Origin of the sequence: Acinetobacter shaoyimingii (assembly GCF_011578045.1) — a bacterium.
Lineage (GTDB): Bacteria > Pseudomonadota > Gammaproteobacteria > Pseudomonadales > Moraxellaceae > Acinetobacter > Acinetobacter shaoyimingii.
Genome location: NZ_CP049801.1, coordinates 2,027,464 through 2,043,071, shown reverse-complemented (window position 1 = coordinate 2,043,071; position 15,608 = coordinate 2,027,464). Strand labels below are relative to the sequence as shown.

The following is a 15,608-nucleotide window of genomic DNA, read 5'->3' as shown; positions in this document are numbered from 1 at the left end:
CTGTTTTTTTATGCAGTTAAATACTGAAAAGCTAAATATGTCATTGTGGACTTTACGCTGTAATGTTTTTTTAAGACAATACGCCTTAGTTTTGAATTTAATTCATCTTCTTATCTTTTATCTATCGGACTCTGATCTATGACAACCCCGCTAAATGAACGTCGTGTTGCAAACGCAATTCGTGTATTGGCAATGGATGCTGTACAAAAAGCAAACTCTGGACATCCAGGTGCGCCTATGGGGATGGCTGATATCGCTGATGTTGTTTGGCGTGAATTCCTAAATCACAATCCGGCAAACCCACAATGGGCGAACCGTGACCGTTTTGTTTTATCTAATGGTCATGGCTCTATGCTTCAATACGCATTGTTGCATTTGACTGGTTATGATCTTTCTATTGAAGATTTGAAGTCATTCCGTCAATTACATTCTAAAACGCCTGGTCATCCTGAATTAGGATATGCACCAGGTATTGAAACAACTACAGGTCCATTAGGTCAGGGTATTGCCAATGCAGTTGGTTTTGCTTTGGCAGAAAAAACGTTAGCGGCGCAGTTCAACAAAGACGACATCAAAGTTGTAGATCATTTCACTTACTGTTTCTTGGGTGATGGCTGCTTAATGGAAGGTGTTTCACACGAAGCATGTTCATTGGCAGGTACTTTGGGTCTTGGTAAGTTAGTTGCTTACTACGATGACAATGGCATTTCTATTGATGGTGAAGTAGAAGGTTGGTTCTCTGACGATACAGAACAACGTTTCCAAGCTTATGGCTGGCAAGTACTTAAAGTTGATGGTCATGACAGCGATGCATTACGTGCAGCAACCTTGCAAGCAAAAGCTGAAACCAATAAACCGACCCTTATTATCTGTAAAACGATTATTGGTTTAGGTTCACCAAACAAACAAGGTAAAGAAGATTGCCATGGTGCACCTTTAGGTAATGATGAAATTACATTGACTCGTGAAGCTTTGGGCTGGACTGAAGGTGCATTTGAAATTCCTGCTGATGTTTATGCAGCTTGGGACGCAAAAGCAAAAGGTTCTGCATCTGAAGCAGCTTGGAATGAAACATTTGCTGCATATGCTGCAAAATATCCAACTGAAGCAGCTGAACTTAAACGTCGTTTATCTGGCGATTTACCAGCAGAATTCGTTGCAAATGCAGATGCTTACATTGCAGAAGTCAATGCAAAAGCTGAAACCATTGCGACACGTAAAGCCAGCCAAAATACAATTCAAGCATTTGCGCCACAACTTCCAGAAATTTTAGGTGGCTCTGCTGACTTGGCAGGTTCAAACCTTACCCTTTGGAAAGGTGCGCAAGGCGTTCAAGACAATCCTGCGGGTAACTACGTACACTATGGCGTACGTGAGTTTGGTATGACTGCCATTGCCAACGGTGTGGCGCTTCACGGTGGTTTCATTCCTTACGTTGCAACATTCTTAATGTTCATGGAATATGCACGTAATGCAGTACGTATGTCTGCACTCATGAAACAACGTGTGATTCATGTGTATACCCATGATTCAATCGGTTTGGGTGAAGATGGTCCTACGCATCAACCGATCGAGCAAATTGCCTCACTACGTGGTACACCAAACTTAAATACATGGCGTCCATGTGACACGGTTGAAGCAGCGGTGTCTTGGAAATCTGCACTTTTACGTTCAGAAGGTCCATCTGCGTTGATCTTCTCTCGTCAAAACTTACCATTCCAAACACGTACAGCAGCTCAAATTGCTGATGTTGCAAAAGGTGGTTATGTATTGGCTGAAGAAAAAGGTGAATTGAAAGCAATCATCATTGCAACAGGTTCAGAAGTATCTTTGGCAATGGAAGCATATGCACAACTTGAAGGTGTGCGTGTAGTGTCAATGCCATGTGCTGAAGAATTCATGAAACAAGATGCGGCATATCGTGAAGCAGTTCTTCCTTCACACATTCGTGCTCGTGTTGCTGTTGAAGCTGCACATGTCGATTACTGGTGGAAGTTTGTGGGTCTTGACGGTCGTGTGATTGGCATGACGACTTATGGTGAATCTGCACCTGCAAAAGACTTGTTCCAATTCTTCGGTATTACCACTGATGCGGTTGTTGCAGCAGTGAAAGAAATTACAGCTTAATTTTTAAAATTAAATTGTGATAAAAAACGCTCCATTTGGGGCGTTTTTTTATGAGAATCGTAATACTTATGTTGTATCTACATCGCTTTTTAATTTATTTGAATAGAATCGTCATATTGAAAAGGCATATTGAAAAGCATCTACAGCATAAATTTATTCAAATTGAGATGAATAAACGATTAATTTAATCTAAATATATTTCAAAAACATAAAATTAATAAAAATTTATAATAATTTCTACGTATAATAATTGAACTTTCTAAAAATAGGTATATAGTGTCGCCATTCATTGAGTATTCATTTGAAATGAACTGCATTTCAGCATAAGTGAGGAAAATATGAGCCTATATAACCAAATCAGTGATGAAATCACATTAATGGATTCTGGTGAGCAAAAGTGGATCGGGCAAGATCTACCTTTGGAATCGATGATGGCTGTGGTTTTACTGCTTAAAGATATGGCAGAAGATAAAATCATTAAGATTCGTCGCCAAAACCATGAAAAGCATACGGGTGAGAAATTGGTTGATCGTGTGTTGGTTGAAAAACTTTAAGTTTTAAAAAATGAAAAAAAGCCCCATGATCGGGGCTTTTTTCATGATGAGCTGAAATTTACTTAATCAGTAACGTGCGACCGCCAGTAGATTTTCCTCTTCTGGAAAAAGTTCTGGAGAAATAAAATGTGTTTGACCACCATTTTGAATCGTCAGATCAATAATATCCGCAACTATATCATCTGTCGTCATTTTTGCTTCGTCATCAGTGATGAGCACATTTAAAGTTTCAGTATTGACTTGAGCGGGTTGAACATAACCTTTACGAATAAATAAATCACTAATACGACCTTCAACTGCACCTGCGTAGATCGTTTGAATGTCATTGAGTAATAAGTCTTGGCCTTTGGCTTGACCTACTTTTTCCAGTGCAATTTTTTGCTGTTCATTGCGATAATCATGGACATCTTGTTGAATTTCTTCAATCAGAATACGTGCTTCAGCATCTAAATCACTGCTGTTTGTTACTTTTCCAGCAATAATTTGAGTGTTGTCACAGACTTGTTCATAGATGGAAACAGTACGCGTATCCCCGACAATAAACACTGGCAGTGGGGATTGATGATAAATTTCCTGAACACTTTTATCGACACGATTCAAAAATTCTTTAAATGCATTCTCTTCGGCACGATCATCACTACGATCACCAGCCCCGCTGACATCGTTTTTAATAGGAAAGGCTAAATTTTGGATCTCATCATTATGATCAAATTCATGTACGGCTGTATCATTATAAGCCTCTATTAAACGTGCATTATCTCGTGAAATAACCAATGCATAATAATCTACACCATTATTAATTTCACGTTGTATTTCACGCAGTGCAAACTGATCATTTACAACAATTCGAGCCACGGTTTGAAACGGGAATCTAAATACGTGTGCTTCTTCAGCGGTAGCAAAAATCGCAATAGTATCTAGATTATAGTTATGATCATGAGATTTAAGTGACAGATCAATTTGATCTAAAATTGCTTGTGCTTCACGTTTATCATAGTTTTCATTTAAGCGATCCTCCAATTCTGAAAGCGCATTTTTTAGTGCAATACCATCTTGTTGATTATCTGGGGAAGTACGATGACTCGGTACGAAAATACTTACAGCTGGTTGAGCATGAACATTTTGCAAAGCATTATAAATTTTAGAAAGATTCATTCAGATGTTGCTCCTAAGCAATGAAGTAAGATATAAAAATTGACTGAATATAAAAGTGTATTCATCCATTTTAAATCGTCATGGACATCATGAATATTTAGCTTAAATGATAGATAAAATAACCGTGTAGGAATTCATGTCTGATTTTGTTGGACATATGAGGAATAGAGTTTAATTTGGTAAATCAATTAATTTTTTATATTTAAAAGGCAACATCAATTTACAAAAATGTAAATATTTCAATGAATGATCAAGTAACTAGTAATCATTAAATTAATTATTTAATTGAAAATATCTTGTTTTTTTAATCGAGACATCAAAAAAATGTCATTCCCATGATTAAAATCATGAAATAAAAAAAGAAAGAGTACAAAATTTTAAAGCCTATGATAAACAATGCTATTGCAGTGATGATCTATAGTTTAGACGTGTTTTTTAGAATGAATGGATCGACGTTGCATTTTTGAAACATATCGTCTTATCAATTGCAGTGAATTAGATTAAAAAAAAGGTACACTAGTTAGTAATCGATACATAAATCATTTAGAGATAAAATACGATGAACTTAAAAACATTAACGATTGGACTCGCAGTTGCTTCAGTTGCAACATTATCATTTGCAAAACCTGTAGCATATACCATTGATCCAACACATACAGCAACTGTATTTACCTGGAATCACTTTGGTTTCTCAACACCTTCAGCAAATTTTAGTGATATTCAAGGAACTATCAACGTAGATAATGCAAAACCTGCTAATTCATCGGTTGATGTTAAGATTCCATTATCGAGCTTAAATACCAATGTAAAAGCATTAGATGAGCATTTATTAAAAGCTGATTTCTTTGATGCTGAAAAATACCCAAACATTACTTTTAAAAGTACTAAAGTTCAAAAATTGACTAACTCGAAGTACAAAATCACAGGTAATTTAACGATTAAAAATGTGACTAAACCTGTGGTATTAGATGCTGTGTTAAACAAACAAGGTGAGCATCCAATGACCAAAGCGCAATCGATTGGTTTTAATGCGACGACTTCATTTGATCGTTCAGCATTTGGAGTAGGGGCTTATGTACCTAACGTGGGTGATAAAATCACAGTAAATATTACCACTGAAGCATCTGTTCCAGCTGCGAAATAATTTGATCTACAGATCATTGTTAAGTAAAAAAAGCACCCTTTTGGGTGCTTTTGTTTATTATAAAATTAATCCTTGTTGAAAATTAAAAAACAACCAAAACTGATAAATATGCCACCAGTTATACCATCTATCCATTTTGTAAAGCGTTGATAGTAATTGGTTATTTTATCCCATGAAAAGATGTAAGCTACGATCGAGAACCAAATCAAGCTTTCAAGCCATACCAAAAGTAGCAATGAACTTTGTGCACTTAAAGGTGTATCGGTATTGATGGCTAAAGCAAATACACTACTAAAGTAAACCAATGCTTTAGGATTTGCCATATTTGTGAAAAAGCCTTGTAAAAGTAATTTGATATGAGATTTTGATTGATAACTCACTTCATCTTTTTCGAGAGTATTGGATTTATTTCTATTTAAAGCAGATTTCAACATCAGATATCCAAGATAAATCAGATAAATGCCACCTAAAATCATCAATACCTGTTGTAACCATGCTATTTTTTGAAAAAGATAATGCAGACCGCTGATTGCACAAATTGCCCAGACTAAAATGCTGAGTGAAATACCTAATGCGGCAAATAAAGCATGCATTCTAGATTGACGAATGGCACTTTGTGTCACAAAGAAAAAATCTGGACCTGGGCTAATTAACGCAAAAAAGTGGATGAGCGCAATACTCAATAATGCTGTCATGTCTTCATTATTCTTAATAAATGTAGATTAAGTTATATCGTATTGCGACCATCAATGTACATCATACTTTTATATGAATTTTTTCATAAATGTTTGCATAATCTGTGCTGTTGTTTCAGCAAGGTTTTGAGCATACCGATGGTTGTCTTCACGTAATTGTTGAATTGATATCTGTGCATGACGAAGTTCACATGTATGTCCAATCAACCATTTCTCTAAGGTTTCTTCAGCCACTTCGATATGAAACTGTAATGCGAGAATATGTTCACCGACTTGGAAGGCTTGATTGCTATATACACTTGAGCTCGCCAATAAAGTGGCTTGTTCTGGTAAATCAAAGGTGTCTCCATGCCAATGCAGTACATGAGTGTCTTTCAATGGCAATAGGAGATTATCTGTGGCATAGCGAATTTCGAGTGGACTCCAACCAATCTCTTTCTGATGGCCTGCATAAACACGTGCGCCTAAGGCATGTGCAATGAGTTGAGCACCTAAACAAATTCCAACAGTGGGTAAGTTTTTTTCTAAACGAACTTTTAGTAAGTCTATTTCTTTTTGTAGATATGGATAATCATCTGTCTCATAAACGCCAATTGGTCCCCCTAAAATAATGGTCAAACCTTCATATTCTAACGCTTTAGTTAAGTCTTCGACCCCAGCTTCAAAATAACGAACCCGAAAACCAAGTTGATAAAAGGTTTCTTCAAGTGAGCCTAAGTCTTCAAATGCTAAATGTTGGATTGCATAAATCGTTTTTGGAAAGGAACTTTGCATAGTTGGGTCTGATTATTTGAGTGGATATTAAGGATGTTAAGTGAGTCATACAGTTTAGATTATCTTAATTAATTTAATATTTCCATTCTTGATTGGTGTGCTCTAAGCAACTGATCTAGTATGTAAACAACATTGAATGATTAAAATAATTTAACAGTCGAAACAATATAAAAAATCTAGCGCTATGTTGGATTGATATTTTGCCTAAATATTGAATGGAGCTCAATCTATGCAAAAAAAAATAATATTGACTACTACATGCGTATTTTCAGTATTTATGCTTTATGGCTGTCATGATGATCAGGATAATCACCATAATGCGCATCAACAACTGATTATCGATAATAACCCTAATAGTTGTACATCTTTAAGTGCAGATGGTTCAAACGTTGTCGTTGGGTCAAATCAAGCAGGTGATCCAGCTTTTCCAGAACCCGCTTCAGGATACCGTTTAGGTTTAAAAGCCAAAACTGCAGATCAATATATGGTGGTTGCCAATACACCACTGGCCACTAAAGCAGGCTGTGATGTCTTAAAATCTGGTGGTTCTGCGATAGATGCAGCAATTGCAGTACAAGCAGTTTTAGGCTTGGTTGAACCTCAATCCAGTACCATTGCAGGCAGTGCATTTATGTTGTATTACGATGCGAAGAATAAAACCATAACAGCCTATGATGGACGTGAAACTGCACCCGCAGCCGCGACACCATATTATTTGACCCGTGTGAATCAAGCAGATGAAAATTCTACAGTACCTGTACCTACAGCGCGTCGCAGTGGGCGTTCAATTGGTGTGCCGGGTGTGTTACGTATGTTTGAAATGGCACATGATGAATATGGAAAATTAAAATGGAATCAATTGTTTGATCATGCGATTCAATGGTCAAGCAATGGTTTTGCTGTACCAGGGCGTTTAGCCGATGCAATTGCAATCAATAAAGCAAATTTAGCCTTGGATCAAAATGCAGTGCGGACTTACTTTAAAGCCGATGGCACACCTTATACTGTAGGTGAGACTTTGAAAAATCCTGCCTATGCTGAAACCTTAAAAAGCATTGCAAATTATGGTGCAGAAGCGATGTATTCAGGACAAATGGCAAAAAATATTGTTGCTAAAGCAGCACAAAGCATTGGTGATGATGAAGCAAAAACACCCATCACGCCAAGCTTAATGACTTTAAATGATTTAAAAAATTATAAGGCGGTGAAGAGACAAGCCATTTGTACCACTTATCGGAGCCAATACTATGTATGTACCATGCCACCACCATCTTCAGGTGGGATTGCTGTGGCTCAAACCTTGGGTATTTTAGAAAATTTTGATTTAAGCCAATATCCGCCCACCAATATTGAAAATGAAGGTGGCATTCCACATGCCATGGCGGTGCATTTAGTCTCAGAAGCTGAACGCTTAGCCTATGCTGACCGTGATCAATATGTCGCAGATACTGACTTTGTGTCTTTACCCGCACAAGGAATTCCAAGCTTAATTGATAAAAATTATTTAAAACAACGTGCAGCACTGATCAATCTGAACAAATCGATGGGTGTTGCCCCCGCTGGTGATTTCAATCTAAATACAGCCAAAGATAAAACCGTTGAACATGGCACAACTCAGTTCACCATTGTAGATGCTTATGGCAATGTAGCATCCGTCACCTCAACGGTAGAATCGAGCATGGGATCTTTCCATATGGTTGATGGTTTCTTACTTTCCAATCAACTCACTGACTTTTCAGCAAATCCTCAAAATGAACAGGGGCAATGGGTTGCCAATCGTGTAGAAGCGAATAAGCGTCCAAGAAGTACCATGGCACCAACGATTGTCTTTAAAGGTACAGATCTGGGTGATGTCTACGTAGCAACAGGTTCACCCGGTGGTGGTACGATTATTCAATTTGTAGTGAAAACCTTGGTGGGTATTTTAGATTGGAATATGGATGCTCAACAGGCAACATCTTTAGTGAATTTTGGTGCAACAAATACCGAAAATACCAATGTCGACAGCTCCAACCCACAGCTTAATCTAGGCGATCTGGTCACTGAGTTACAAGCAAAAGATCATAAAGTGAATCAAGCTGCACAAACCAGTGGTGTCTCAACGATCATGCGTAAAGCAATCAATAATCAGGTCAAATATATAGGCGGAGTTGATCCACGACGTGAAGGTTTAGTTTTGGGTCATGGTGCTTTATAAGTGCATGTGAATGTAAATGATAAAATGCAGAAGCCAGTCCACGGATTGGCTTTTTAGCGTGTATCTCATATTTTTGTCATGATGTTAAAGTAAAAATTAATCATCGTAGGCATATGAACTTCAGTTATGATCATAATAGCTGCATCCACTGGTTATTGTTGAAGATTGATACTTATCATTGATTTGATCATTTCTATTTATATGATTGGTTTGATGATTTATTAACTTATTAACTTATTAACTTATTAACTTGATGCTTTTTATTATTTATCAGGTTGATGACTCGCTCTATCAATTTTTATTATCAGTTTGATGACGCTTTTATCACTGGGTTGATGATACTTTTTTCATCGGATCGATGATACTTTTATCATCAGGTTGAGGATACTTTAATCATCAGGTTGATGACTCTATCTGTCCTTGACTGGAAAGCGCGTTTTAATTTTGCGCTATAGAACGCATTGATCATCAATCGATACAGATAATAAAAAACTGCTGATGAAACTGATGACATGTTGTTCTTTGCATATTTGAGATGTTAAGTTAAAAATCAAAAGAAAAAGGAAGCACAACGTATGAAGGAAAATCGTGTTGCTTTGGTCATTGGTGCTGGTGATGCCACAGGTGGTGCAATTGCCAAACGCTTTGCACAAGGTGGTTATATTAGCTGTATGACGCGTCGTAACGCCGGAAAATTAGCACCATTAATTGCTGAAATTGAAGCTGATGGTGGCCGTGCATTTGGCTTTTCTTCCGATGCTCGTAAAGAAGAACAAGTGATCGAATTGATCGAGCAGATTGAATCCACCATCGGTCCTATTGAAGTCATGATCTTTAATATTGGTGCCAATGTGCCTTGCAGTATTTTGGAAGAAACTGCTCGTAAATATTTCAAAATTTGGGAAATGGCCACTTTTTCTGCATTTCTGAATGGCCGTGAAGTGGCAAAACGAATGGTGCAACGAGAGCGAGGCACGATTATTTTCACAGGTGCTACCGCAGGTTTAAGAGGCTCTGCATATTTTGCAGCATTTGCAGGTGCGAAACATGCACTGCGTGCTTTGGCCCAAAGTATGGCACGAGAGCTTGGTCCTCGGAATATTCATGTAGCGCATGTGGTGGTCGATGGTGCAATTGATACAGAATTTATTCGAAGCTCATTTCCTGCGATGTATGAAAAGAAAGATCAGGATGGTATTTTAAATCCCGTGCATATTGCGGAAAATTATTGGCATATTGCACATCAACCGCGAGATGCTTGGACGCATGAAATGGATTTAAGACCTTGGATGGAACAATGGTGATCTAAAAAGGAGTAAAGGAATATGAATATGATTGAGTTTTATTTTGATTTAGGTAGTCCATTTAGTTATTTGGGGTTTTATCAGCTACAAAAAATCGCTGAAAAGCATCATGCAGAAATTATTTATAAACCTATGCTATTGGGTGGCGTATTCAAAGCGACGGGCAACAGTAGTCCAATTATGATTCCCGCTAAGGGACAGTATTCCATGATTGATCTGCAACGTTGGTCAGAATTTTGGAATATTCCTATGAAAATGAATCCAAATTTTCCCATTAATACTTTGCCTTTAATGCGTCTAGTCACTGCTGTGCAATTGTTTTTACCAGAACGATTTATGGAAATATTGACAGGCATATTTAATGCGATGTTTAGAACGCCACGTAATTTAAATGATCAAAAAGATTTGATCCAAGTGTTAGATGAATTGGGATTGGAAGCAAGTCAAGTTAGAACATGGCTTGAAGATGAAAAAGTTAAATCTGAACTTAAATTTGTCACTGATGAAGCGGTTGAACGGGGCGTATTTGGCGCACCAAGTTTCTTCGTAAAGGATGAGTTGTTTTGGGGGATTGATCGTCTACATTTTGTTGAAATGGCACTTGAGTAAAATTAAATACACCGAAACTTATCAAAGATTCGCTGAAATATCAGCACTTCTTTCAGATTTGCACAAAGCTTGAATATATCTTCACCTTACAAAACATCATTATGTCGCTTTTAGAGGTATGATGGTTGTGGTGATTTGATTTTTTATTCACACAATCAATGCAGTGAAATAAAGGAAATAAGGTATGACTCAGCAAGTATTGGCATATGCTGCTTTAGATTCGAAAAGTCCATTGGTGCCTTTTAAATTTGAACAGCGCCGTAGTCGCCCAGATGATGTCATTATTGATATTGAATATTGTGGCGTTTGTCACTCAGACTTACATCAAGCACGCAATGACTGGGGCTTTAGTCGTTATCCGATTGTTCCTGGTCATGAAGTCATTGGTCGAGTGAAAAGTATTGGCTCTGCAGTGACAAAATACAAAGTTGGTGACTTGGTCGGTATTGGCTGTATGGTGGATTCGTGCCGTACCTGCTCAGCGTGTCATGATGGTTTAGAGCAATATTGCGAACAGGGCAATACGGGCACTTATGGAAGTCTAGATCGTCATGATCAGAGTGTGACTTATGGCGGCTATTCACAAACGATTATTTGTAGTCAAGATTTCGTGCTCAAAGTTCCAGAAAATTTAGATACACAAGCAGTTGCGCCATTACTTTGTGCTGGTATTACCACATGGTCGCCATTACGACATTGGAATGTAGGCCCTGAATCAAAAGTTGCTGTTGTAGGGCTAGGTGGTTTGGGTCATATGGCGATTAAATTGGCACATGCTTTAGGTGCTGATGTGACTTTATTTACCCGTTCACCAAGTAAAGAACAAGATGCACGTGATTTAGGTGCAGATCGAATCGTATTATCAACAGATGAACAGCAGATGAAAGCTGCGAAAAATCAATTTGATTTGATTATCGATACTGTGCCTTATGATCATGATCTTAAGCCTTATATTCCAACTTTGGCTTTGAATGGCACTATCGTTTTGGTGGGGTATTTGGGTGAAATCAGTGCTAATTCTGTGCCGATGATAATGGGGCGTAAATCCATTGCAGGTTCATTGATTGGTGGAATTCAAGAAACCCAAGAATTATTGGATTTCTGTGGTGAACATAATATTGTATCCGATGTTGAAATCATTAATATGCAAAACATTAATGAAGCCTATGAACGTATGCTGAAAAGTGATGTGAAGTATCGTTTCGTCATTGATATGCAGTCACTTAAAAATGCTTAACTGAAGTTTTGATGTGGTGAAAATCATCACATTAGAATAAAGAGTGATGAAAACGAGTGGGGAGTTGCTGTATAAAAACGCTCCACTCAATTTATTTAAATTATAGGTGTTGTGGAAAATAATAATTCATCATTAAATACACCAGTATAGATGTAATTACAATAACGATAATATTTTGGATTTTGAAAAAAATCATAATGACAATCACCATAAAACCAGTAATAGCAGCAATTGAATTTTTTTGAAATTCAGTAATAAACAGATATGTTGCCATGGTAATAAATACAGATATTGGTAAATGCTCTTCGATGTTTTGAATGGTTTCGATCTTTATTTTATTTTTTAAAAATGCAGGAATAATCCTCACCAATATGCTAATCAAAAATAATCCGATGATACCGAATATGATTTGTTGGTTCATTTGAAACTCTTTAAAAAGAAATAATTAACAATAATGGCGGGAAGCCAAAATAAATTTGCACCAATAATCATAAAAAGTAATAAGTTGAGTAAAAAAAGAATAAGTAATTTTATTGATTTTCGATTGATATATTTCGATTGGATATTCAGCAGACTTAAAGTAAACAAAGTCGCTGCAATGGGAAATGAAATGTTGAGTAAACCGATAATCTCTTTGGGGATGAATGCTGATAACATTTGGCCAGCTATAGTCGATAAAACCCATGTTAGAAAAACATAAATCCGAATTTTAAAATGAGTGGCGTAATCATCTGTGATTTTTTCTACTGCAAAAGATTCATCCGATAAAAGATGAGAGTAGAGCATAAGACTTTTAGGGTAAGCTTTTGCGGGAATAGTCGTTAAAGTCATTGGAATATAGCGGATGTTCATACTCAAAATAATTAGAAAAGCAGTGAAGTAACCGATTTTCAGGAAATGATCCTGATAAAAGCCTAAAAAAATAAATTGTCCACTGCCAGTAAATCCAAAGATACTGAGCAACAAAACGGATATTAGATTTAAGCCCTGCTGTCCAGCAAGAATGCCGAAGAGAAATCCTATTGGTATTAATGCTAAACATACAGGGAAGGTGCGTTGAAAAATATGATGTTCATAACTTGTATGCATGTAATCGTTACTCAAAGCCAGTTACTCGTTACTCGATACAAGGGCAACCAATAGTTTTGTTTCTTTGCATTTTGCTGGTGTTTTTACCAATAAGATATTCACCTTGGTTGTTTTTCACGATTGTATTTGGGCAAATAATATCAAGATGATATTGGGTATAAGGGGTTAAACCTAAGCCAAAGTGAATGGCACCATGTGTTGCTCCATAGGTCTCATTCATGGCGTGATTACCTGCTAAAATTTCGTTAAAAGTATTCACACCAAAACCGATTTCCCAAAGAATCCGATAACGCGAATCAACTTCAAACATGCTCTTCAATGTACGAAAAGCATTGGGGCATTTTCCTGAAGGATCTGTTAATTCTACAATAGTGCCATGTTCAACTCGGGCAATGAGCGGATGATGCTGTATTTCACTTAATGCATCATGCAATCTTTTCTGATCAGCTCTTAAAAAACTGGGTGTGCCATTATGTAGAATAGCTGAGCCTTGAAAAGCGATGGTGCCATTAAAATCTAGCCGTAGATTTTCATCAAACTCTTGAATCCTTAGGGGTAAAACACTGATTTCTCCAGCTGGAGCCAGTTGTTGTTCACCATAACCAAGATGTCCTGCCTGCTCACTCCATAAATAGCTCTCATCTAGATGATTAAACTTTGCATGGGTGTTATTTACAGGATCTATAAACTCAAAATATTCAGAATTTTCACCGATCTCAAAAAACTGATCTGCAAATTGTTGTTGTGCATCAGGATCTGTATTTTCAATAATTTTGAGAAAATGCTGAATGGAATGATGATTGGTTGGGGTGGAATTACATGCCATTGCGATTAGTTTACGGTGAGCACCAATATATTTCTGTTCAGGAGATTGAAAGAATACATCGGGTGATATCACCAACACATGCGCATTTTCAGGGACTTTATGCTGTAATATGTGTTCAAATTTATCCTCATTTCGATAGAGGATGATTTGACTTTCAATATAATTCGAGTCATCTGTAATTTTAATTTGATCTTTTAGAGATTCATTGGTTATTACACAAAAATAATCTTGCTCAGGTTGGGTAAAGGTCTTAATAAAATTGGGTCTAATATTTAAAACGTCCATATCTTTCACCTTAAAATTAACATTACCGCAAAAATTAAAATGTCACAAAGTAAAATAAGCATTAGCACATCAGTATTGATGTGCTAATGGTAAGTTTGGAGGGATAATGGATTAGCCGAGTAGGGTGCCTAAATATTCAGCATTTTTTTTACGATTCTTCATGATCATTGCTCCTGATTTTAAGGTGTTATATATAAACTTAAATGTTTATATTATCCCAATAGAGTACCTAGATACTCTGCATTCTTTTTACGATTTTTCATAATTAAACTCCTTTATTATGAATGGCTAAATAAAAGAGGATTATTTAACCGCTTTTATTAATAACATGGTTATGCTTTTTTTATAGCTTTTTTACAATTCAATAACATGGAAAGTAAAGTACTTAATAAGCTGTTATTTTTAAAATATTTCTATGTATTGAATAATATTATGAATAAATATGATTTAGAAATAATCTATTTAATCAATAGACTATAAATATTAGAAATATGATTTTTTTAATCTAAAGAAGATTGCTTTTTTTGATGGGATGTTGGTTTTTAATTTGATTATTAGTTTATATTTCACTTAAAAAATATAAGTAAATATTAAATATCTTTGATTTTAATCAATCTTAATTTAGTTTTTAGCGTTAAAAAGTCTAAATATGCGAGTATGGCTGTATTGATATATCTTCAAATAATGCAAAAGGACGCGTATCCATGATCAATGAAATTAAATAACGTGATCCCTTTGCATTATTTCAAAAAATAATATTTCAAAACACTAAAATGGATTTACCCATCTGCATTAGAACAACAATCTTGATGGTGTATCACTTTCGATGTTCTGAATCTGATGCTCATCTTTTAAGTTCACACCAGAGAGTCCTAGTTTTTTTGAATTTCGCATCAAATTCATTAATCGCTGTGTCGCGATAGCAATGGGCAGTCCTGCAGGTCGAACATTGGAAATACAATTGCGTTTAGAGTCCAGATAACCTGTTTTTGCATCCCACGTATAATAAATGCCCATACTGTCAGGCGAGCTGAGTCCTGGACGTTCACCAATCAGCATCACCAACATTTTAGCATTCAAGATTTCAGCAACCTGATCGCCTAAAGCAACACGACTACCTGTTGCAATGACAATGGGTGCAAGTGTCCAACCTTCAAGATCAATCTGTTCTTTTAAATTTTGAACAAAGGCAACAGCATTTTCCTCGATGGCAAGGGCAGATAAGCCATCGCCCACCACGATACAGACATCGTATTCACCTGTATTATTTTGACGATCATCTTTTAAAATTTGTTTGGAATCATCATCCAATATACGTCCTAAATCTGGGCGTTTTAAATAGGTTTCTTTATCTATCGCTTGGCTTTGTACATGTAATGAAGTTAAGCTCATCGCACTAAAAGCCTGTTGTAATTGTGCAACATCTAAAGCTTGATAAACTGCGTCACGTGCTTGGGCATGTGCCAATTGAAATTCAAGCATCGCTTGGGTGGGAATACTGCAACCTGCACGACCAAGTGCAATTCGAGCATCGGTAAATTGTTTGAGTTTTTCCCACGGATCAGCATGATGATCAGGTTGATACTGTTCACTTGGTAATAAAGTCATACTG

The 15,608-nt window shown here is 36.6% G+C and carries 14 protein-coding genes; 7 read left to right on the top strand and 7 right to left on the bottom strand.

Annotation, left to right across the window (positions count from 1 at the left end):
• Positions 1-138: 138 nt before the first annotated feature.
• A complete protein-coding gene (tkt, locus tag G8E00_RS09180) occupies positions 139-2,127 on the top strand; it encodes a transketolase (protein ID WP_166223920.1) in 1,989 nt (662 codons plus the stop codon).
• A gap of 338 nt (positions 2,128-2,465) precedes the next feature.
• Positions 2,466-2,681 carry a hypothetical protein gene (locus G8E00_RS09175; protein WP_166009613.1) on the top strand — a complete coding sequence of 72 codons (216 nt, stop codon included), beginning with the start codon at positions 2,466-2,468 and terminating at the stop codon, positions 2,679-2,681.
• 66 nt (positions 2,682-2,747) lie between these two features.
• Here the strand turns inward: G8E00_RS09175 and G8E00_RS09170 are convergent, their stop codons facing one another.
• Positions 2,748-3,836: an AOC03_06830 family ribosome hibernation factor gene (locus G8E00_RS09170; protein ID WP_166223917.1), complete on the bottom strand. Its 1,089-nt coding sequence runs from the start codon at positions 3,834-3,836 to the stop codon at positions 2,748-2,750.
• A 559-nt stretch (positions 3,837-4,395) separates the two neighbouring features.
• Between G8E00_RS09170 and G8E00_RS09165 the strand changes: the two genes are divergently transcribed.
• Entirely contained in the window at positions 4,396-4,980 is a 585-nt protein-coding gene (locus G8E00_RS09165) for a YceI family protein (protein ID WP_166009615.1), read from the top strand.
• 65 nt (positions 4,981-5,045) lie between these two features.
• On the opposite strand, the gene G8E00_RS09160 is transcribed toward G8E00_RS09165, so the two are convergent.
• Both G8E00_RS09160 and G8E00_RS09155 read right to left on the bottom strand, forming a co-directional pair.
• Positions 5,046-5,675, bottom strand: a complete 630-nt coding sequence (locus tag G8E00_RS09160; protein ID WP_166009616.1) for a LysE family transporter — start codon at positions 5,673-5,675, stop codon at positions 5,046-5,048.
• Between the two features lie 69 nt (positions 5,676-5,744).
• Complete coding sequence (locus G8E00_RS09155) at positions 5,745-6,449, bottom strand: glutamine amidotransferase (RefSeq protein ID WP_166223914.1); 705 nt, start codon at positions 6,447-6,449, stop codon at positions 5,745-5,747.
• A 277-nt stretch (positions 6,450-6,726) separates the two neighbouring features.
• Between G8E00_RS09155 and ggt the strand changes: the two genes are divergently transcribed.
• The 4 genes from ggt to G8E00_RS09135 all read left to right on the top strand — a co-directional run bounded on the left by ggt (position 6,727) and on the right by G8E00_RS09135 (position 11,796).
• Positions 6,727-8,646 carry a gamma-glutamyltransferase gene (gene ggt, locus G8E00_RS09150; protein WP_227591415.1) on the top strand — a complete coding sequence of 640 codons (1,920 nt, stop codon included), beginning with the start codon at positions 6,727-6,729 and terminating at the stop codon, positions 8,644-8,646.
• A 575-nt stretch (positions 8,647-9,221) separates the two neighbouring features.
• A complete protein-coding gene (locus G8E00_RS09145) occupies positions 9,222-9,950 on the top strand; it encodes an SDR family oxidoreductase (RefSeq protein WP_166223908.1) in 729 nt (242 codons plus the stop codon).
• Positions 9,951-9,971: 21 nt separating this feature from the next.
• A complete protein-coding gene (locus G8E00_RS09140; RefSeq protein WP_166223905.1) occupies positions 9,972-10,559 on the top strand; it encodes a 2-hydroxychromene-2-carboxylate isomerase in 588 nt (195 codons plus the stop codon).
• A 184-nt stretch (positions 10,560-10,743) separates the two neighbouring features.
• Complete coding sequence (locus G8E00_RS09135; protein ID WP_166009621.1) at positions 10,744-11,796, top strand: NAD(P)-dependent alcohol dehydrogenase; 1,053 nt, start codon at positions 10,744-10,746, stop codon at positions 11,794-11,796.
• A gap of 100 nt (positions 11,797-11,896) precedes the next feature.
• Here the strand turns inward: G8E00_RS09135 and G8E00_RS09130 are convergent, their stop codons facing one another.
• From G8E00_RS09130 to eutC, 4 genes are all read right to left on the bottom strand, one after another.
• Positions 11,897-12,217 carry an AzlD domain-containing protein gene (locus tag G8E00_RS09130; RefSeq protein ID WP_166223902.1) on the bottom strand — a complete coding sequence of 107 codons (321 nt, stop codon included), beginning with the start codon at positions 12,215-12,217 and terminating at the stop codon, positions 11,897-11,899.
• Entirely contained in the window at positions 12,214-12,885 is a 672-nt protein-coding gene (locus G8E00_RS09125; RefSeq protein WP_166223899.1) for an AzlC family ABC transporter permease, read from the bottom strand. The genes G8E00_RS09130 and G8E00_RS09125 overlap by 4 nt, the downstream gene beginning before the upstream one ends.
• Before the next feature lie 28 nt (positions 12,886-12,913).
• A complete protein-coding gene (locus G8E00_RS09120) occupies positions 12,914-13,996 on the bottom strand; it encodes a hypothetical protein (RefSeq protein WP_166223896.1) in 1,083 nt (360 codons plus the stop codon).
• Positions 13,997-14,788: 792 nt separating this feature from the next.
• Positions 14,789-15,604: an ethanolamine ammonia-lyase subunit EutC gene (gene eutC, locus G8E00_RS09115; protein ID WP_166223893.1), complete on the bottom strand. Its 816-nt coding sequence runs from the start codon at positions 15,602-15,604 to the stop codon at positions 14,789-14,791.
• Between the last annotated feature and the right edge of the window lie 4 nt (positions 15,605-15,608).